This is a genomic window from Coraliomargarita algicola, assembly GCF_033878955.1.
Lineage (GTDB): Bacteria > Verrucomicrobiota > Verrucomicrobiia > Opitutales > Coraliomargaritaceae > Thalassobacterium > Thalassobacterium algicola.
Map to the genome: position 1 here is coordinate 2342905 of NZ_CP138858.1, position 19990 is coordinate 2362894.

At 51.4% G+C, this 19990-nt stretch carries 13 protein-coding genes and 1 pseudogene; 3 read left to right on the forward strand and 11 right to left on the reverse strand.

The features are described from left to right. Positions 1-6: 6 nt before the first annotated feature. The 3 genes from SH580_RS09290 to SH580_RS09300 form a co-directional block, all read right to left on the reverse strand. Positions 7-1656, reverse strand: coding sequence for an ABC1 kinase family protein (locus SH580_RS09290; RefSeq protein ID WP_319834718.1), 1650 nt, complete (start codon positions 1654-1656; stop codon positions 7-9). Positions 1657-1761: 105 nt separating this feature from the next. Continuing rightward, the gene (locus tag SH580_RS09295; protein ID WP_319834719.1) at positions 1762-2076 is read right to left on the reverse strand and encodes a phasin family protein; all 315 of its coding nucleotides are present in this window, start codon (positions 2074-2076) and stop codon (positions 1762-1764) included. A 55-nt stretch (positions 2077-2131) separates the two neighbouring features. Next, positions 2132-2722 (reverse strand): riboflavin synthase, encoded by a 591-nt coding sequence (locus SH580_RS09300; RefSeq protein WP_319834720.1) that lies wholly within the window; start codon positions 2720-2722, stop codon positions 2132-2134. Between the two features lie 149 nt (positions 2723-2871). Here SH580_RS09300 and SH580_RS09305 point away from each other — a divergent pair. Further along, a pseudogene (locus SH580_RS09305) lies at positions 2872-3665 on the forward strand (transglutaminase domain-containing protein). A 46-nt stretch (positions 3666-3711) separates the two neighbouring features. On the opposite strand, the gene SH580_RS09310 reads toward SH580_RS09305, so the two are convergent. From SH580_RS09310 to SH580_RS09340, 7 genes are all read right to left on the reverse strand, one after another. After that, positions 3712-4734: a S1C family serine protease gene (locus tag SH580_RS09310; protein WP_319834722.1), complete on the reverse strand. Its 1023-nt coding sequence runs from the start codon at positions 4732-4734 to the stop codon at positions 3712-3714. Positions 4735-4764: 30 nt separating this feature from the next. Next, the gene (locus SH580_RS09315) at positions 4765-5079 is read right to left on the reverse strand and encodes a hypothetical protein (protein ID WP_319834723.1); all 315 of its coding nucleotides are present in this window, start codon (positions 5077-5079) and stop codon (positions 4765-4767) included. Beyond that, positions 5069-5275 (reverse strand): hypothetical protein, encoded by a 207-nt coding sequence (locus SH580_RS09320; RefSeq protein ID WP_319834724.1) that lies wholly within the window; start codon positions 5273-5275, stop codon positions 5069-5071. The genes SH580_RS09315 and SH580_RS09320 overlap by 11 nt, the downstream gene beginning before the upstream one ends. A gap of 89 nt (positions 5276-5364) precedes the next feature. Further along, positions 5365-6297, reverse strand: coding sequence for a metal ABC transporter permease (locus SH580_RS09325; RefSeq protein ID WP_319834725.1), 933 nt, complete (start codon positions 6295-6297; stop codon positions 5365-5367). Positions 6298-6349: 52 nt separating this feature from the next. Next, entirely contained in the window at positions 6350-7669 is a 1320-nt protein-coding gene (locus SH580_RS09330) for a metal ABC transporter permease (protein WP_319834726.1), read from the reverse strand. A gap of 8 nt (positions 7670-7677) precedes the next feature. Next, complete coding sequence (locus SH580_RS09335) at positions 7678-8505, reverse strand: metal ABC transporter ATP-binding protein (RefSeq protein ID WP_319834727.1); 828 nt, start codon at positions 8503-8505, stop codon at positions 7678-7680. A 71-nt stretch (positions 8506-8576) separates the two neighbouring features. Next, a complete protein-coding gene (locus SH580_RS09340; RefSeq protein WP_319834728.1) occupies positions 8577-9599 on the reverse strand; it encodes a metal ABC transporter solute-binding protein, Zn/Mn family in 1023 nt (340 codons plus the stop codon). A gap of 263 nt (positions 9600-9862) precedes the next feature. Here SH580_RS09340 and mntR point away from each other — a divergent pair, with 263 nt between their 5' ends. Next, a complete protein-coding gene (mntR, locus tag SH580_RS09345) occupies positions 9863-10324 on the forward strand; it encodes a manganese-binding transcriptional regulator MntR (protein WP_319834729.1) in 462 nt (153 codons plus the stop codon). Positions 10325-10336: 12 nt separating this feature from the next. Here the strand turns inward: mntR and SH580_RS09350 are convergent, their stop codons facing one another. After that, positions 10337-15805: a lamin tail domain-containing protein gene (locus SH580_RS09350; RefSeq protein WP_319834730.1), complete on the reverse strand. Its 5469-nt coding sequence runs from the start codon at positions 15803-15805 to the stop codon at positions 10337-10339. Between the two features lie 675 nt (positions 15806-16480). Between SH580_RS09350 and SH580_RS09355 the strand changes: the two genes are divergently transcribed. Next, positions 16481-19939: a LamG-like jellyroll fold domain-containing protein gene (locus tag SH580_RS09355; protein WP_319834731.1), complete on the forward strand. Its 3459-nt coding sequence runs from the start codon at positions 16481-16483 to the stop codon at positions 19937-19939. The last annotated feature ends 51 nt before the right edge of the window (positions 19940-19990 follow it).

Sequence of the window (19990 nt, forward strand, 5' to 3'; positions counted from 1 at the left end):
ACTCACTTAATGATGCTTACGCAAAGTTGAGATCACGATATAAATACCAAGCAATCCAGAGACAAGAAAGCCGACGATACCAATCGCCGGATAGCCCCAGAGTAAGGGCGTCACCCCCGTGGTGATCACCAACGAGGAGCCCATCAGCAAGGACCCGATAATGATGCCCACCGTCAAGCGGTTCATTGAAGCATTAATCGTCTCTTCAATATTCTCCGTGCCGGTGTGATGAAAATTAATCTGCAGTTTTTCATCTTCAACCTTCTGTAATATGCGCTGCATATTTTCAGGTATCCGCTGCATACTGCGAAACATATTCAACATCGGAAACAACGTCTGACGCTGAATACTGGAGAAGCTCCAGCGCTCCTTGTTTAACTTAACCAAGTAAGGGCGCGCCACTTTCTGAATATCAAAGTGTGGATCCAAAATCCGTGCGGTCTCTTCCACGCAGAGGATAGACTTCGACAGTAAGGCGTAGTCGGGCGAAACTTCGATACCGTTACTGCCAAATAAATAGAGCATTTCCAAACCGACGGTGCCCATCTTCGTGCCCGTGGGCCCAAACTCACGGTGCTTGTTCAGCAAAAAGGTAATTTCCTTTTCCAAACGCCTACGATCGATTCGCCGATTATCGACCGACATGTGTTGAGCGACCCGTATCACTTTATCTGCATCCCGCTCTGTGATCGCAGCAAACATGTCTGCCAGATGAAAGCGCATCTGCATAGTAATCTGCCCCGCCTGCCCCCAATCAATAAAGCAAATCTTCTGATCGTCTGTAATCAGCATATTCCCAGGATGCGGGTCCGCGTGAAAAAAGCCTGTGCCCACAATTTGGTGAAAAATCGACTCTCCCCCCATGCGAGCCACCCGTTCCGCGACTTCAGGCTCTAGCGTGATTTGGTCCGGAGCAAAACCTTCGACCCATTCAGTCACCAACAGTCGGCGCGAAGTCAGCTCGCGATATACCTTCGGCGCGAAGACATTTGCCTGCTCCGTATTTAAAGCGATAAAGATCTCCGCATTGTCCGCCTCATTGCGATAGTCCAGCTCCTCCTCCAGGCGCTTCTCGGCCTCACGAACCAAGGAAGGAAAATTGTAGGGCCTCAGTTCTTCAATACGCGCATGCACCTGCTTGGCAAACCAGCCGATGATCTCCATATCTGCGGATATCGTTTTATGGATTTCGGAGCGCTGTATTTTGACAGCCACTTCAGCTCCAGTGGAGATCAATTTCGCTCGATAGACCTGTCCGAGCGAACCCGCGGCCACGGGGTTCGGATCAAACTCGGCAAAAACCTCCTCCAGTTCACGCCCCAGAGCCTTGAGTGCGACCGGCTTAATAGTCTCAAAGGGCTGCGTTTCCACATCGTTACGCAACTTCTTAAGCTCCATCACCAGCGGCTCTGGCAAACGATCCGGACGGGTGCTAAGAATCTGCCCAAATTTGACAAAAATCGGGCCCAATTCCTCACAGGCATTCCGCACACGCTCATAAGCAGTCAGGTGCGTCACCTTCTTACGCACCAGATTCTTTAATAAGAACTGCGGCGTATCCAGCTGTAGTAATAAATCTTCAAACCCCCAACGCACCAAGATCGCCACAATCTCGGGCGCACGCACTGCATTGGATAAGTAATTGAAGGGTTTCATATATTAGGTAAAGAATCCTGCTGGGGCTGCGCCGGTAAAGCCCCCTGACACGACACGGGCGTCACAAGTGAAGCCCCTACAAAAAACAAGTCGCTCGAGGCAACCTCAGTCCCCATTTGGAAACTCTTTGTGCAGACGACCTTCAAGTTCGGTCACACGAGCGGCCAGCGCATCATATTGATCCTTGGTCACCACATTAGCGCGATTCAACATATCACAAAAAAGCTTACTCGCTTCAACTTTCGCCTTTTCGGTTTCATTGCGCCCCTCTTCAACGATTTTATCCGACATCGCAGACGCCTCGTCCTTAGTGAGCTTGCCCTTGACTACCAATTCATCCAGCGACTCCAGAACTTTATCCTTCGTCACGACAGCCACGCCAATGCCGGCCAACATACTTTTCTTTACGAGATCGATCATAGTTCATGCAAGATACGCCAGTCCTTGCAGAAATACAAGAGCACAAAGCGAGTTCCTACGACTTCGCAAAGAGCTTCTCGACGTATTTTGCGATCAGGTCGTTTTCCAAATTCACTAGGTCGCCCACCTTTTTGGTGTGCAGATTGGTCACCTCCATCGTGTGTGGGATGAGCCAAATCGCAAAGCCAGTTTCATCCACCTCCGCGACAGTCAGTGAAATACCATCCACAGTTATGCTGCCCTTATGCACAATATAGCGCAACTTATCCGCATCACACTGTATACGGAAATAGAAATCTTTACCACGCGGCTCGATCGCCTCAATCACCCCCGTGCCGTCGACATGCCCCGACACAAAGTGCCCGCCCATGCGTGTGCTCGGCAGCAGCGCCCGTTCGAGATTGACCTTCCCCCCGACACCCACGCCACCAATTGAAGTCAAGCGCTTGCTCTCTTCTAAAAGATCAAACTCAATCCGATCTGCACTAAAAGCCACTGCAGTTAAGCAGCAACCGTTAACGGCGACACTGTCCCCCAGCTGTAAATCCTGCGTCACCGCATGCGCTTCCAAGACCAGACGCCATGCACTCTCGGTCTCCTCAAAAGAGATCACCTTACCAGTTTCTTCAACGATTCCTGTAAACATACTGCAAAACCTAGCCCCCAACGCCTGAAAAACAAATGCTAAAGCGAAGCGAAATATAAAATTTCACTTGATTTAGGCTCCGCACGCTCGACGTCATCCATAATCCACGACAGCTTTTCGATAATCTCTTCAAAACACACCGTATAATTATGTGGATACACGCTAGCTGCTCTCTCGATTTCAATATTACAGTGCCAAGCCCCTTTCTCTTTATGCTACGGCCACGCAGCGGCTGGCAGCAGTGGGTCGGCCGCGAAGAATACGTATTGAGCCCTCGCACACCAGTCGTCGAGTTTACAGATCCTTTTGGTAATTTGTGCCAGCGCTTGGTGGCACAACCAGGGCGGTTCTCAGTGCGCACCTCGGTAATGTCGAATGTGCAGAGTCATCGGACGTCGCCTCTGGGGCCCACTTTGTCGAGATACAGCAACTACCGGAGGAAACACTGCCCTTCCTACTCCCGAGCCGATTTTGTGAATCCGACCGCTTTAGCCAAATGGCGGCTTCGATCGTAATGGGACAAGCCCCCGGCTATGACCAATGCAGCGCAATCGTAAACTACATTCGTCAGACGATACGCTACACGCCAGGCTCTGGCATGGACATCGTAAGCGCAACTGAAGTCAACCAACGATCAGATGCAGTCTGTCGTGATCTCGCACATCTGGGCATCGCCTGCTGTCGTGCTCTTTCCATTCCAGCTCGAATGGTGGTCGGCTATTTGGAAGACTTGCAACCAATGGACCTGCATGCGTGGTTTGAAGCCTATGTCGGCGGCCGGTGGTATACCTTCGACCCAACTCGCGATCATTTACAGGGCGGACGTGTCGCCATCGCCTACGGTCGCGATGCAGCGGATGTCGCCATCTACACCCAATTTGGCGATCCGGCCGAGTTACTCGCGATGAATGTTACAGTCCAACGCATGGAGCCTCCAGTCTAGCTGACGGGCATATCTTTATGGTGAAACACGCAGCAAAAGTGATCAACTAAAGCGGTTTGACCCAGCTAGGGCGCTCTTCAATCGTGTATTCTTTGACTAGGATTTCACCATCTCGCAGGATATAAAGTTTTACCGTTCGCCCCACCCCATACAAGTAGAGCCACTTTTGAAAATCAGCCGGCGAATGTATCGGGTAGTAAGCAAAACGCAATAGGATGTCATCCACAGCCAAGCCCATCGCTGCGGCCGGACTACTCTCCCAAATATACTCAAAGGCAATCCCTCCGGTAAATTGCCCCTGCGCAACGGGAAATTGTCGACGCTCCACCTCGTTTAAGGGACGTACAGAAAAACCTGTCCAAGGAGACGCAAGGCTTTGCCGTTGCTTGATGCTATCGTAAATATTAAATGCCAGGAAAATGGGGAGGATGTGAGTCAGCTCAGCCTCGTTCGCCTGGTCGTCGTCATCTTCGGGAGGATGATAGCCGGTAAACATTCCAATCACCGAACCAGTCCGATCGAAAACGGGCCCGCCAATACCGGAACTTGGAATGTCTATCTCCGCAGCGAGCATAGTCGCCGTCAGATCCTGCTGATAGCATTCCTTGCTATTTAACGCCTCCAAGCGTCCAACGACTAAATGTGTTGAAACAGCATTCGCTTGAGTCGCTGCAAAAATTTCTTCGCCAGCAACCAAGCTATCATCTCGCAAGATCTTTGATGCTGCAAAACCTCCTTCACGCTCGATCTTTAAAACTGCAAAATTTAAAGTCGGCTCGACTCCGATGATACGCGCAGCATAGCGCGACGTGCCAGTGCCAGAATCCCAAGACACCTCAAATCGGGATAGCAGCGTGCCAGTCTCAGGCTTGGTCAAGCTTTCATAGCTGGTGAGTAAAAAGCCCTCCTCTTCAACAATAAACCCCAGACTGTGGCGCTCAATCACCTGCGGCGCACCCGGTCCATTGCTCGCGCAGATCTCCACGATACTCGGAGTCGCCACCTCTGCCAGCAAGAGTGCGGGGTAGACACAGCTAAGACTTAGAACTATGATTGCAACAAATCGCATACTGGAGATCGCTCGGATCATCATACTAGGCTATGGATTAAAATCCTGCATGTAGGGGTTAGTCAGATTTCGTTTAATACGGATAGGAGTCTCGCACGTGACATGGCAGGCATTGCATGCATTTACGATCACCTTCAAAGCATGGTCAAATTCCTCACTGGTGACCGTAGATCCTTTCTCTTTGAGCAGTGCATTCAAAGGCTGATAAGAATCGAGTGCCACACGATCGATCAGAAGTGCGATCGGCTTAGTCTCATACTCTGGAAAAACTTCCTGCATCTGTTTCAGCTTAGCAAGCGATTCATATAAATAAAACTGAGCCAAGGGAACATTCTTAGCTGCCACAGACAGCGAACAATTTATGCGTATAAATTTGTAGTTGAGTCATATGCTCCGCCAATTCCGCCTCGGGTGGCTCAATGGCAGCCAAGGAAGACAGCGTAATCGATTCGCCCCTGGAGGATGCCGCCGTCAGCAGCATCCCTAGCAAACAAATCGTCGGCCAAACACTGCGATAGATGCGAGCTACGGATGAATTCATAAACAAGAACCTCAGGCAATTTTATACAAAGTGCGAGGCAAACTCGCGCACCAAGCGCCACTTATTCAATGGAACAAGCTTGGCCCCGTTCAGACACCAGTCAGATCCCGCGCCGGCTGATCCCGACCACCACGATTACGCATAAAGCGAGCAATCAGCCCCTCATTAGGCGCGAAGATCCATGCCAAAGTGAATAAGATGCCAGCAGCAAAGGCCATCATGCCAGAACTACTGGTATCACTAATTCCAAACAGAGGTGGAATGCGGATGGCCAAATAGTGTCCCAACCATGCGGACGCGGAGCCAACGCCACAGGCTATGATAATGATTGGGACCAGTCTGCGGCTGATCAGCAACGCGGTCGCGGCGGGCACGATCAACATTGCAATCACTATGATGCTCCCTACGGATTCAAAGGCGGCGACTGTAGTGACTGCAACCATAGTCATGAGTAGGTAATGCATAAAGCCGGGCGAGAAACCAAGGGTATCAGTGAGCCCAGGATCGAATGAGCTGATCAGCAATTCCTTGAACAAAAGAATCACGACCACAAGATTGACTAACAAAATCGTCCCATTGACCGCAGCAGCACGGGGCAATTCGAAGGGCCCCAGCCTCACCATGTCGAGTGGAGTGAGCTCAATGGCACCATACAGCACACAGCTCGCATCGAGGTCGACATGGTCTGCGGCACGAACGATCAAGATGAGTCCGATCGCAAAAAGCGTGGTGAATACGATCCCCATCGCAGCTCCCCGGTCCACTTGCCCAAACTGGCTAATCCATTGTGTGAACAAGGCCGTCAGTATCCCCACGCCCGCGGCACCAATAAACATCGGCAGACTATCGCGTGTCCCCGTAGCAAAGAATGCAATCGCAAGCCCCGGTAACACGGCGTGGCTGATCGCGTCCCCCATCATGCTCATTTTACGAAGCACCAGGAAACAGCCGGGGATCGCACAGGATATCGCGCAAAGCATACCCGTCACAGCAATCCATGTATCAAAAGTAGTCCAAGACATATATTTATAAATGAGTGAGTGGTATCGTGAAATTACATGAATGATCGAGTGCTCATTTGGAACTGATCGTATGCGGGCTGCTTGAGAAATGCCCCGGGTTGCCCAGCTCGACTTCGAGCTGACGGACCATTTCAGCTCCGAGAATGTGCTCGACCATATCCGCATCGCGATCGACGTGACTCGGTGCGATGTCGGCATGGCGAATTAAATAAAGCTCCCAAAGCCGATGATTCCGCGTCATACGCGCAGCCTCTCCAAAGCCTGATTCTGACAGAAGAATCTCATCGTCGGTGCAAGTTTCTAAATGATCCTCGACTTGAGCGTGGGCAAGAAAGCGGTTAAACTCACGCCGTGACCATGAGCGATGCTCGAACAGAGAGTTTCGGTCCACTGGCACATTGGCCAGTGGGCCGGGTTGCTGCTCTAGAATTTCATAAGCGGCCCGCAACAAATGCTGACGACCGACGCGACGTTTCAGCCGGAGCTGATCCTGTAGGCGCGGCACAAGTCCCCGGGCTCGGCCAAAAAACATGCTAAACAAGAATATTGTCGCGGCGACCAGCACGATGATGGCACCGGCAGGCATATTACCAAAAATACCACTAAAGGAGGCACCCAGCCAACCACTCAGCGCTCCGATCAAAGCCGCCAATAGAATCATATATTCGAGCCGGTGCGTCCAGAAACGCGCGGCCGTGGCAGGGATAATCAGGAACGCGATAATTAAGATGAGTCCGACCGCCTGCAGGCCGATCACAGTGACACATGTGACAAGCGCAAGCATCACCACATCCAGTAAGATCACCGGCCAGCCTTGAGCGGCGGCGTAGCCATCGTCAAAGCAAATGAGAGTGAACTCTTTTTTGAACAGCACCGCTAACACGCTAATCAACAGAGCCACGCCACCGATCAGTTGTGCATCCTGAAGCACCATGGAGGCAGTTTTACCATAGATAAAAGACTCCAGCCCGGCGGCATTGGCACCGGGCATTTTCTGAACCATACCGAGCACAGCAACCCCGAGCCCAAAGAAAACACTCAAAACAAAGCCCATCGCCACATCGTCGCGCAGACGGGTAGTCGAGCGAATAGCAAGCATCAGCAGCAGCCCGAGCGCTCCGGAAATTGTCGCGCCCAGAAGCAGCCCCGGCAAACTCTTTCCAGAATAGCCCAAAGCAGTCATGGTGGCAAAAGCCAAACCAAGCCCCGGCAGCGTGGCATGAGAAAGCACGTCCCCCATCAGGGAGCGTTTACGTAGCAGTAAGAATGCTCCAATCACTCCGGATGACACCCCTAACAGCATCACGCTAATAACAACCACCCGGGTGTTATGATCCTTAAGAAAAAGGACATCAGTGATGGTATCTAGCATAGCACAATTCAAATTTGGCTCAGAGCAATGGAAGCGTTTTCGAGTAAATCGAGTTTACCACCATAGGTCTTACGTAAATTATCTCTGGTAAAGACTTCCCTAGTTGGGCCAGATGCCACCACACGCATATTCAATAACACCACCCAATCAAAATATTTGGAAACAGTCGCCAGGTCGTGATGAACGACGATGCATGTCTTCCCGCGATCGCGCAATGCCTTCAATAGCTCTACAATTGCCTGTTCCGTAGCGGCATCTACCGCGGCAAAAGGCTCGTCCATGAAATAGACCTGCGCATTCTGAACGAGAGCCCGCGCCAGAAACACCCGCTGCTGTTGCCCCCCGGAAAGCTGACTAATCTGTCGGTGCGCATAATCACCGATGCCCACTTGCTCCATCGCTTCCAGCGCACGGGCACGTTCCTTTTTACCGACCTTCTTAAACCATCCCAGCTCACGGTAAGTCCCCATCGCAACCACATCAAGCGCGCTAACGGGAAAGTCCCAATCCACACTTTCACGCTGCGGTACATAACCGACAAGGTGTCGCTGCTTGGCGTAAGGCTTGCCATACACATGCGCCCACCCGGAGGTCTTCGGAATGAGATCCAAACAGGCTTTGAGCAGTGTACTCTTGCCTGCACCATTGGGCCCGACAACCGCAACGAGACTGCCTTCCGGGATATTAAGCTCAATATCCCAAATCACGGGCTTACGATGATAGGCCACCGTGAGATCATGAATAGCCAGCGGACAATCCTTAGGGTGTTCAGGATGCGGGATAGAGGCAGCAGCTTTGCGCCTCGCTGGTTCAGTAGATAGAGAACTCGGTTTCATACGATATAAATGGATGAAAAATCAAAAGCGGCTCTGCAATCGTCCATTTTCCAGAGAGACTTCAATTCAAATTAATGAGACGTGAGCTGGCCGTTGAGCCCCTGCCGGGGGGCCTCGCCACCAAGAGCGCGAACGATGGTAGTGATATTATGATCGAGCATACCAATGTAAGTGCCTTCATAGGTGCCCGTTTCCCCCATGGCATCAGAAAACAATTCACCGCCGATTTGAACATCGTGACCTTTCGCCCGTGCGCCTTCAATCAGCGCACGTACGTTTTTCTGAGAAACGGAACTTTCGACGAATACAGCGGGAATCTGGTGATCCACCAGAAAGTCCACCAGATCATTAATATCCTTCAAACCTGCTTCCGATTCAGTGCTGATACCTTGTATACCACGCACCTGAAGTCCATAGGCGCGCCCCATGTAATTAAACGCATCGTGAGCAGTCACCAAAACACGCTGACTTTCCGGAATGGTCGCAAAGGCCCGCTTGCCGTATGCATGAAGCCGCTCCAATTCTGCCGTATAAGATTGGGTATTTTTTCGGTATAACTCAGCTTGATCCGGATCGAATCGAGCCAAGGACTCACCAATCACTTGAGTCGCTTGAATCCAGCCTCCGACATCCATCCACACATGTGGATCATAATGATCGGCTTCGTCCGTCATCACATAGCTACCATCGTTGAGTAGCGTCTCAGTAACTGCAATGACTGGCTTACCCGAAGTCGCCATGCGAACCAGCACGTCACCCATTTTTCCCTCGAGATTCAAACCACTATAGAAGATGATATCCGATGCCTGCAGAAGCTTCACATCCGAAGAAGTCGGCTTATACAAGTGGGGATCAATACCTTCGCCGATAATCCCCTTAACTTGTGCCTTTTCACCGGCCACCTTACGCACCACATCCGTGAGCATGGCCACTGTAGTGCCCACTTGATAAGGATATTCCAAACGCGGCGAAGCAACCAAATCGTCCTGCGCATCCTGCGGAACACAGCCAGAAACTAAAACAGCGACCGCTGCCAGTAGACAGCAGCTAAGTTTGCCCGCACGGTTCCAACTGATAATTGTATTTGATTCCATAAGTTGATGAACAATTCAGAGTTAACGCTAGATCTCGAAGACTTATATTAGAAATAAAATAAACCTTCAAAAATCCCCTCACATGAAGATCACACAGCCACTGAGAAGGGCTTTGACGAATTAACCTGCCTATTTGTTCCCACCAATTCACAATGTAGTCAACACTACATTATATAAATATGCATAAATAATGTTATAAATTTACACAAACCCAAAGGGAGCACTTGCCAGCGCCACACAGTTAGGCGCATATTCACAATCTCATGACGAAAACAACGAAATCAGCACGGCAATCACTGACCTACTCTCGTAGCTCCGAGGCGCAGGCAAAAGCGATGAAAGCGACCCGTGAACAGCATTTAAAGGAAACCGCTCAAGACTACCTTGAAGCCATCTTTGACCTGATAGAACAGACTGGCGAGGCCCGCGTGGTAGACCTCGCGAATCGTCTGGGCATTTCGCATGCCACAGTCATCCAGACCATACGCCGCTTGCAACGCGATGGCTTTGTCACCAGCGAGCCCTACCGCTCTATTTTCCTAACCGACGCAGGACGTGCGATTGCAGAGGATGCACGCCATCGCCATGCCGTAACTGTCGCACTCTTAAGAAAGCTCGGAGTCAGCGCGGAAATCGCAGAAGTGGATGCCGAAGGCATGGAGCATCACGTCAGTAAAGAGACACTCCAAGCCTTCGAGAACTTTGTAGGTAAGCTAGAGGCATAGCGCCCCGTGGCTTTAATTTTGCACGACTCGGATACGTGCAAACTGTGCATCCGTATCAACGATAGGTGAAGACACCTCAACCACTTCGACTTCGCCATCTGTATCTAAGACCGCGGGCGCGCTCGATGCAGCCGTCCATTCGACCAAATCGGAACTAAATTCGGCGATGTAACGAATTCCAAGCTGTGAGGCATCGCAACGTCGCAGGAAGCAGATCGAGAACTCAAGAGTCTCTCCCACTTCTTGCAATGACAACACCTCAGAGCCACGCTGCACAAGTCCGCCCTCGCCCAGCTCGAGCGTGACACCAGTGTGATTCACATCCGGATCCAAGCCGAAGGCAAACAAGAGTAAATTAGGCAGCACATTTCCATTGACCAAGGCTCCCGTGTCTTCCAGGTCCAATTCTGGATATTGCTCGACCCATGCATGATACGCCCCGCTGACAATACGTGCAATCGTGCCCGGCGAGCCGATCTCATCCGCATGATTCGCGGCCTGAAAGGCACCATTCACTCCCAGTGAACTGAGCTGCGAAACAATCGCCACGTTGAGGCCAGCCGCATTGTCAAATGTCGCATACGGGCCCGACGCGGAAGCTCCAAAAGCAACATTGGCGCGGCGGACGTTATTGGTGTCATACAGATTAACTGCATCTCCGCCGGAGCTTAAGCCCACACCCGAGCCCGAGTAGCCACCGATCTGGAGCCCCGCAGGCAGCTCGCCATCAAACCAGAGATTCACGAATGCGGTTTTCGCATCCGTGAGATTAGTCACCAGTTCTATAAAGATCACCGACTCGCCTGGCGCGATACCGGTGATTCCCATCAGCGGTACCGCGGCTACAGGCGACTCGGATCCATCATCCATCTTCCAGTCAGTAATATCGACGGTGCGTGCTCCAATATTAGTCACTTCAAACCAATCAGCACCCAGCGGACTGTTACCACTACTCCACGGAGCCACTTCCGAAATCACCAGCTGCCCCGCAGCAGCCACTCCAGGAGAACCAATTTCATTCACATCATTGGCAGCAATGAAGGCCCCCTGATATCCAGCCACACTCAATAGCTCGACATCTCCGGCATCGATCCCCTGCGAATTATCAAAAGTGGAGAATGGTGCCGTAGCAGGTGAAGCCCCAAAAGTCACACTCGCTTGCAAGGCTCCCGTTGCATCATAAAGATGCACCCCATCGCCATTAGAACTCAGCCCGATGCCAGAACCATCATAACTGCCAAGCTGCAACTCAGCAGGAGCACTGTCTCCAAACCAAGTGCTGAGGAAAAGAGCTTCAGTTGTCGGTAAGTCGTCTGTTTCTAGGAATATCACCGATTCGCCCGCAGCAATCGAACTAATGCCACTCAAAGCGACTGCATTAGCGAAACTACCCGAACCATCATCCATTTTCCAACCGGTGATATCAACCGCCGCCCCACTGGTGTTTGTGAGCTCAAACCAGTCTACCCCGATCGGGCTATCACCGCTCGACCATGGCGCGATCTCGGAGATGATCAATGCAGGAGCTGGCGCAAGCTCCACCACTTGATCCCCCACTTCCAGAGTATACGAAGTGGACACATCAGGATGGCCACCGAGCGAGCTGTCAACCACCTCGATCGTCACCGTATAAGACTCCTTTGACTCAAAATCCAAAACTGTGCCGGCCTTTAAGAATAACTCAAAACCGTCGATCTCAAAATAGGCGGCATCCGCGCCGGTGATCGTGAACTCATTGCTGCCCAAGCCGTCATCCACGATGACGACGTCTGCCAGTTTCAGCGCAAAAGTGGTGCTGCTATTCTCCAAGATAGAATAAACCGTATTCTCAAGAACCACATCTGTCGGAGCCTGATTCTCCAGAGTCGCCGGCGCATACACCCAGAGCTGTGGATGATCACTATCACCGCCACCGTTCTCGCTGACAACATAGAGATTTCCGGCCGCATCCATCGTCAAGCCCTCGTGCTGTTGGTTCGCGATGGATAAAGGATTCCCCAAGTCGGAGGTAATATTCAGTGTGCTCAAGATATTTCCCGCACGATCGATATTGACGATGCGTGCATCTTCTTGCCCTAACAACAGCAAGTTCCCTTCCTGAGCTTGGCCGCTCATCGCAGGCAAGTTTGACAAGGCAAACACATCCGCGAAATCGGACATGCCAGCCAGTGAAGGATCAAACAGATTAACTGAATTCTCGGTCGTAGCCGAACCATTCGACGCAGTGCCGGCATCGAAATCAACAGTCGTGTGAAAAATGCCCAGAGGTGAAATCTCCTTCAGACAAATGAAGCCTTCAGTCAGTGGATCATACGACAGTCCTTCAGTCCCGGTGTTATCAACAAAGGTGCCGATTTTTACCGTTTTCGTATCCGCCCGCGACAAAGTAGTGCCTGCAGCGTATGTGAACCGGACCAATTGACGGTCGCGCTCCTCTGCGAATACAAACTCTCCATCGCCAATATATGTGATCCCCTCTGGATCATAAAAGTCGGTGCCTTGAGCACTCGCGCCTAAGGCCATAGTCATGGTATCGATCAACTCCCCGGTCTTAGAGACTTGCGTAATAGAACGACCACCATCGCAAACAATGAAGAGTGTATCCGTATCCCAGTTGTAAGCGACACCAGAGGCCTCTTGCGTCAAAAGATTATGCGCGGGCGTCCCCTCGGGCAAGGCAGTGCGCGTAGGTTCAGGCAGATCGTAACGGCCGACACGCACATAGGTAGATAAGTCAACAGAGCTCACTCCAGCCACTACCGATACGGTCACTGTATCTGAATCCACACTACCCGCACTATTCGTCACGCGCGCCCAATAGTGAGTATCTTCAGCAAGCACCGAAGTGATGAATGTAGCACTAGTCGCACCAATCACGGGCTGACTAATATCTCCCGACTCTCCGATATACCATTGAACAGTGGGCTGTGGTAAACCTTCGGCACGAACTCTCAATGTCGTGACACCACCACTTGCAATGGTCGTGCTGCCAGGCTGAGCCGCGATGCTCGGTGCCACCGCGTCATCATTAATGATGGTGCCGGTACCACTGGCGTTCTTAATAATGGTGCTTCCAACACTATCCACCAGATTAGACAGAGTGATCACAATCGTCTCATCCGGCTCTGTAATTGCATCTCCATTCACAGTCACATCGATCGACTGCTCGAAAGTGCCCCCAGCCGTAAAGCTCAGCGTTCCCGCGTCTAAAGTTATATAGTCCACTCCAGCACTTGCACTGCCTCCTGTCACGGCATAGTCCACAGTGAATGCGGTATCTGAAACATTACGCACCACTGGCATAGAAAGAACCACCGTTCCCGCATCCCCCTCGGCGATCGAGGCATCTCCGATACTGATCGAGGGAATGATCACACCTTGATTTCCCGGCGAGCCGATTTCGGAAGCGGGCGCAACCGCAGTGAACGTGCCAAAGTTGCTTCCCGTAGCGGCCGTGTAACGTGGACTCTCAGTGCCCGAAGATGGCACCCAGACCAATGCGACGGTCGCATCACCGCCCCCCGCAACACCCGCATGTTCACTGGCTAGGCTCATTTCAGAACCGTCCTCTAGTTCGAAGCCACCGCCCGCATAACTGAAGAAGAAAATTTCATTACCGGCGTCATCAAAGAACGAAACTCCATCGCCCTTCCCCAAGCCCGGCGCTCCAAGCGACTGAAAAACTTGCACACTGGCATCCAAGCCCCACCACGCACGAAATACGGCGGGATCAGATTCGGTGAAAATCACAGACTCGCCTGCAGCAATTTGACTGCCCTCCGGCAAGGCCCATGCTTCAGCCGACACCGCAGAACGACCACTATCATGCCAACTATAGCCACTCAGGTCCACGGTGCTGTCCCCAAAGTTTGTCAGTTCCCAATAATCCTCAGCACCGCTGGGCGCACCATCCGACTCGCTGGTCAACACCTCAGTCAGTAATACATTGATCGATAAAACATCTCCATCATCCTCGACCACCAGATCTGCAGTGCCAGAATTCGCGTCGCTGGCAATTGCAGTCACCGTGACGGACTGCGAACCGTCTGGAAAACTATCATCGACTGCCGTGACATCGAAATCTGCCGACGCATGCCCAGCAAGAATGGTCACCGCAACAGGCACACTCGCTTCACCCGCGTCGCTGGAAGTCAGCTCAACTAATAAATCTGTAGTAGTATCCCCACTACGTGTGACGGTTCCTACAGCAGCGGGGTTAGCCGCACTCTCGGCAAAGGTGCTAGGAGACACCACCACACTCAGATCAAACGCTGGGCCACTACTCCCGGCATCCAATAGTCCACTGCGACCGGGACTACCGAAATCACTTGCATGAAGCGCAGATTCCGTAGTTGCAAAGGTATATCGCGGCGACTCGCTGCCAAATGCAGGATCGATCACCAAAGATTGAGAATCCAGTGTGCCCCCTGCCGATGGGCCCGCATGTTCACCCGCGGAGCCACTGCCATCGGATAGCGTAAAGCCCCCGGCCTCATAGCTAAAGAAAAAGATTTGATTATCCGCATCATCAAACAAAGCAACACCATCATTCTTACCGAAGCCAGGTGCGCTAGCATCGCTGAGAATTTGAACACTCTCCGCGATCCCCCACCAATTACGAAACACCGAAGCATCTGCCGCGGTAAAGATGATCGACTCTCCGGATTGAATGAATGTCCCGGCTGGGATGGGAACCACACCCGCAGTTTCACTATTATCATCCCAAGACCAAGCACCTAGATCGATCGGAAGTAATCCTACATTCGTCAGCTCCCAAAAGTCCTCCCCGGAAGCGTATTCCTGATTGGATAGCAACTCGGTCAAAATCAGAACATCTGCAAAAGTTTGTTCGCTGACAATTCCTGGAGAAGCCAAATCGCCCGCATCTATGGTCGATGCACGCGTGCCTAAAGTCAGCCCATCGGCATAGGTGTAACGCGGCGAATAAATTCCATACCTAGGATCGATCACCAACGATTGAGTTTTTGATAAACCACCAGCTGACAGCCCCGCATGATCCCCCAGAGCCGAGCTTCCGTCTGAAAGCGTAAAGCCATCCACGTCGTAGCTAAAAAACAAAACCAACTGATCCTCATCGTCAAATAAGGCGATCCCGTCGCCCCCGCCCAAGCCGGGTGCATCCGGATCCACAATCACCTGCACACTGGCATCCAAGCCCCACCAAGTGCGAAAAACAGATGCATCCGCCGATGTAAAGATGACCGATTCCCCGGGAGCGATCTGAGTGCCCTGAGGAATTTCAACGACTCCGGCGGTTTGGCTATCATCGTCCCACGACCAGCCAGATAAATCAACTGCGGCAGTGCCGACATTCGTCAGTTCCCAAAAATCCTCACCTCCAGCAGATTCCTGATTGGATAGTAACTCCGTAAGCAGAAGTTCATGAGCTGATAGCGTCGATCCGACAACAAGTGCACCTGAAATCAGAAGTGAACGGCGAAGCATATTTTGATTAAACATGAGATAAAGAACTTACAAATATTAAAACAGTGACCACCCGCAACAACACGGACAGACGTCAATTCCTCACGACCTCACTGTAAATTTTCAATCAGCAAAATAGCGATACTTGATCGATTTGAACGATTTAACGCCGGCGCCTCACAACAGTCACCAAACTGTAACCCTCGACCATTTTTTTTTTGCTAGAATCATACAGCTTACAACAATTCTCGACATTGAAGTAATCGCCGAAATAAGTGTAAGACTTGCTCTACATATTAATCTTCGCAAAGCCCTGCATATTTCATGCAGGGCCTTTTTGTGCGTATAAATCTATACTAACGCAGTCGCGGCACAAGAATGACGACCAATAAGACAGGCACTTAAGGTTCAATTAGCCCGCATCCAATCATTAAACTGAAAGTCAGCATAACAAGCTCCAGTGCGATTCATGATCACATAGAGACTTCAATTGTTTCGAATGCGTAAAGGCACCGTCCCAGCAATGTTAAGATCTAGTGAGGTTCATTTTCCGTATTGCATACCCACTACAGAATTCTGATTCACGCCCGAGTTCAATGGCAAGCTCACAAGGCACAAGAAACTGCCGAAGCGCCTCCATCCAGCGAGCTCAAAAATCTAGCTCACTCTGCTGCCTAATCATTCTCAATGACAACTCATGATCTCCACATAATGAAGCCTACATATATAAAACATACTATAATCAGTTCCCTGCTTTGCCTCGGTATCAGCGCCGAAGCCAGCTTGGTGGCTCACTACACTTTTACAGACAACTACGCTGATATTTCGGGCAACGAACATCACGCCGCACTCTCAGGTGGCACGGGATCGATCGTATCGGATATCGAGCGAGGCTCGGTCTTCAACACAGACGGCGCGTCTTATCTAGATCTGGAAGCCGAGACTGCCATTCCACACTTCCCCGCTAATTCCTCGATCACTTTAACGGCCTGGGTCAAACAAATCGACCATCCTGGCAGTAATTATACCTATATCCTTCAGCTCGGACAGAATGGAGATCAACCCATTGCCAGCCTCGGCATTATGCCGGATGGACGATTCGTCACTTACTCCGAAACATCGCAACCTGGCGGTAATCTGGACCAGGTCAACAGCTACAGCGAGGAAGCTGTCGAAGCCACCAACACATGGACCTCTTGGCACCACTTAGCCGCCGTCTATGATCGCAGCAGCGATGTGGTGACCCTCTATGTCGATGGAGCCGTCGCCGGAACCAACAGCATCGAACTACTCGATGACAGCTATGCATTCAATTGGTCACAAGCACGCATCGGGGGCGACCAAGATGGCGAGCCTTACTTTAATGGCTTGATCGATGATGTTCGCATCTACGACGAAGCCTTAAGCCAGGCAGAAATTCAAGCATTGAACCCAGTGCGATTCTTAGTCGATTTTGGACTGAGCAATGAAACAACAGAGAGTCCGGATCAATATGGATATTACTGGAACAACTTTTCAGCCACATCGATTCCGACACTCGACACACTGACAAACGTGACTAACCGAAGTGGCTCCATTGCCACTGGTGTCACCATCGAAATCACTGATTCATTCTTTAGAGCCAGCACCAATACAGATGGAAGCGAGTCAATCTACGTGCCCGCTGCAACAGGTGATTTCTTCTATATCCAAAGAAGTTCCGATGAGAGTGCGGCACTAGTGATCTCAGGACTGGATCCATCCGGAGACACCGTATACGATTTCAAATTCCTAGTGACCACGAACCGTCTGGCACCCCAAAGCTTCAAGACCGATTATACTGCAACCGGCCTCACAGCCGCATCTGTATCACTGGAGGCCGTCGGCAACATTAATAACGTGGCCTCCATTGACGGCGTTCAACCTGATGCCAATGGCGAGATTCAGGTGCTGGTTGAAATCAATGAAAATTCTTCGGATTTCGGAGCACTGAGCTTAATGGAAGTCGCAGGACGTGCCCCCACGGCCCTCCGCACTCCAGATCCGGAAATTCCCCCTACACCCGAATTGACACCTGATCCCGGTGCAGGCCCCAACACTGCCAACCCCGAAGGGCTAACTGCGTATGTATGGGAAACCGCCGATCCATACAGCGGTCGCACCGGCGCCGCAGAGTTACTACGCCGGGCGGGCTTCCACGTAGAGACGCTCGCCTTGGACCAATCCCCTTACGATAATACACAAAACCCATCTGAGGACGTGGACCTAATCTTCATCGGCTCTTTTGTTTCCGAGAGCGAAGCGTATGCCACTTACATGGCACAATACTCCGATGATCTGTATAACTTTGTCGACCGTGGCGGCCTACTGGTACAAATGGCACAAGCCGATCAAACAGAGCCCGTGCCTCCATTCTTCCCGACCACACAGAACGCTAGCCGTGTGGACGACGACTTCGCACAAGCACACGTATTGTCCCCAGAACATCCGCTGATGGCAAACATCCCCGTTTCAGGTAGCCCTGCAATTGTCGAGTTTGTCAACGGAATCGGTGGATCCTACAGCGACAATGTGGTATGGGAGAGCTTCTATACATTCTTCGGATTCGAAGTCATTCTAGCGGGCGATACAGATGCACGCTACCCAGCCCTAATGGAAGGAGCTTACGGCCAAGGTCGTATCGTGCTTGCCGCTATGGGTAACGATAAGATTCTCAAAAATGATATTGATGTCGCTCCCGAATCATTGGCCGCCTTCAACGAGCCCTTTTTTGACAACCTCTATACTCACTGCGCCGATGTCCGCGATGTCACAGCACCCGCGCTGGAAATCACTCCGCAACCCGGCAACAGTGAAATCGGCAAGGGGGCTTGGTCCCTGGTGCTGCTACCAGACACTCAAGTTTACTCGCAAAACTACCCGGGCGTCTTCAGTGCGCAGACCAGTTGGATTCGTCAACACGCGCGCACTCACAACATCCGCTACGTACTGCACCTCGGTGACATCGTGAATAACAATTCCATCCCGGAATGGGAAGCCGCTCGCGAATCAATGGGTATGCTCGACGGCGTCGTTCCATACGCAATTGTGACAGGAAATCATGACTACGGTCCCAGTGGAAATGCCGCCACGCGCGACACCCACATGAACACCTACTTCAAGCAGAGCGACTACGACGACTGGACGACATTCGGCGGAGTGATGGAAGCCAACAAAATGGACAACAGCTATCACTTATTCGAAGCAGGTGGTGTCGAATGGATTATCATTGCACTGGAATGGGGCCCCCGCGATAGCACACTGGAATGGGCACGCTCCATCTACGATCAGTATCCATCGCGCAAGGGCATTTTAATCACCCACGCATTTGTCAACAACAACGACCTGCGCTACGACATCACCGATACCGCGAACCCACAAAACTACAACCCTCACTACTACAGCACCCCCGGTGGTGTGAACGACGGGCAAGAAATCTGGGATAAGTTTATTAAAGATTACAACTTCGCATGGGTCTTTAACGGTCACGTATTAGGCGACGGAACAGGCTATCGAGTCGACAACAACCTTGCTGGCGAACCGGTCCACCAAATGCTCGTGAATTACCAAATGCGCAATCTCGGTGGCGAAGCTTATATGCGGATCTTGGAGTTTCAATCCGATGGCGAGACAGTAAAGCTCTCCTCTTACTCACCGCTCTACGACAACTACCTGACATCATCCGATCAAGACTTCGACATCAATCTACCACTGGGCGCCAGTGATTTGGATGAAGATGGCATTCTCGATTACTACGACGAAGACTATGATGATGATGGAGACGGTCTAAACAATTATCAAGAATTTGCCATTTACGGCACACACTCGGACAAGGCGGATAGCGATGGCGATGGCATCGACGATGCCGACGAAATCGCCATAGGCAGCAACCCTCTTGATAACAACCGCGCAGTGGTCGATCTGATACAAAACGATCCAACACGCTTCGGGCTCTATACCAATGATATGATTCTCGACCTCAACCCAGCTGACATGCTGATCCAAACGGACGGCAACACCGTCGAGCTAGAAGTTCAAATGAGAAAAAGTCCCGACCTGATAAACTGGACCGATGAAGGCGCCCCCCTGCAGTGGTCCATGCCTAAGGAAGCAGGCAAAGAGTTCTACCGCATCGATCTCTCCAACAACTAACCACACTCAACTGATCAGGTGGCCTGCGTGCGAAGCATGCAGGTCACCTTT

Excerpts from the sequence above, each read along its gene's own strand:
- SH580_RS09290 (WP_319834718.1), bottom strand. The coding sequence starts at position 1,656 with ATGAAACCCTTCAATTACTTATCCAATGCAGTGCGTGCGCCCGAGATT.
- SH580_RS09295 (WP_319834719.1), bottom strand. The coding sequence starts at position 2,076 with ATGATCGATCTCGTAAAGAAAAGTATGTTGGCCGGCATTGGCGTGGCT.
- SH580_RS09300 (WP_319834720.1), bottom strand. The coding sequence starts at position 2,722 with ATGTTTACAGGAATCGTTGAAGAAACTGGTAAGGTGATCTCTTTTGAG.
- SH580_RS09310 (WP_319834722.1), bottom strand. The coding sequence starts at position 4,734 with ATGCGATTTGTTGCAATCATAGTTCTAAGTCTTAGCTGTGTCTACCCC.
- SH580_RS09320 (WP_319834724.1), bottom strand. The coding sequence starts at position 5,275 with ATGAATTCATCCGTAGCTCGCATCTATCGCAGTGTTTGGCCGACGATT.
- SH580_RS09325 (WP_319834725.1), bottom strand. The coding sequence starts at position 6,297 with ATGTCTTGGACTACTTTTGATACATGGATTGCTGTGACGGGTATGCTT.
- SH580_RS09330 (WP_319834726.1), bottom strand. The coding sequence starts at position 7,669 with ATGCTAGATACCATCACTGATGTCCTTTTTCTTAAGGATCATAACACC.
- SH580_RS09335 (WP_319834727.1), bottom strand. The coding sequence starts at position 8,505 with ATGAAACCGAGTTCTCTATCTACTGAACCAGCGAGGCGCAAAGCTGCT.
- SH580_RS09340 (WP_319834728.1), bottom strand. The coding sequence starts at position 9,599 with ATGGAATCAAATACAATTATCAGTTGGAACCGTGCGGGCAAACTTAGC.
- mntR (WP_319834729.1), top strand. The coding sequence starts at position 9,863 with ATGACGAAAACAACGAAATCAGCACGGCAATCACTGACCTACTCTCGT.
- SH580_RS09350 (WP_319834730.1), bottom strand. The coding sequence starts at position 15,805 with ATGTTTAATCAAAATATGCTTCGCCGTTCACTTCTGATTTCAGGTGCA.
- SH580_RS09355 (WP_319834731.1), top strand. The coding sequence starts at position 16,481 with ATGAAGCCTACATATATAAAACATACTATAATCAGTTCCCTGCTTTGC.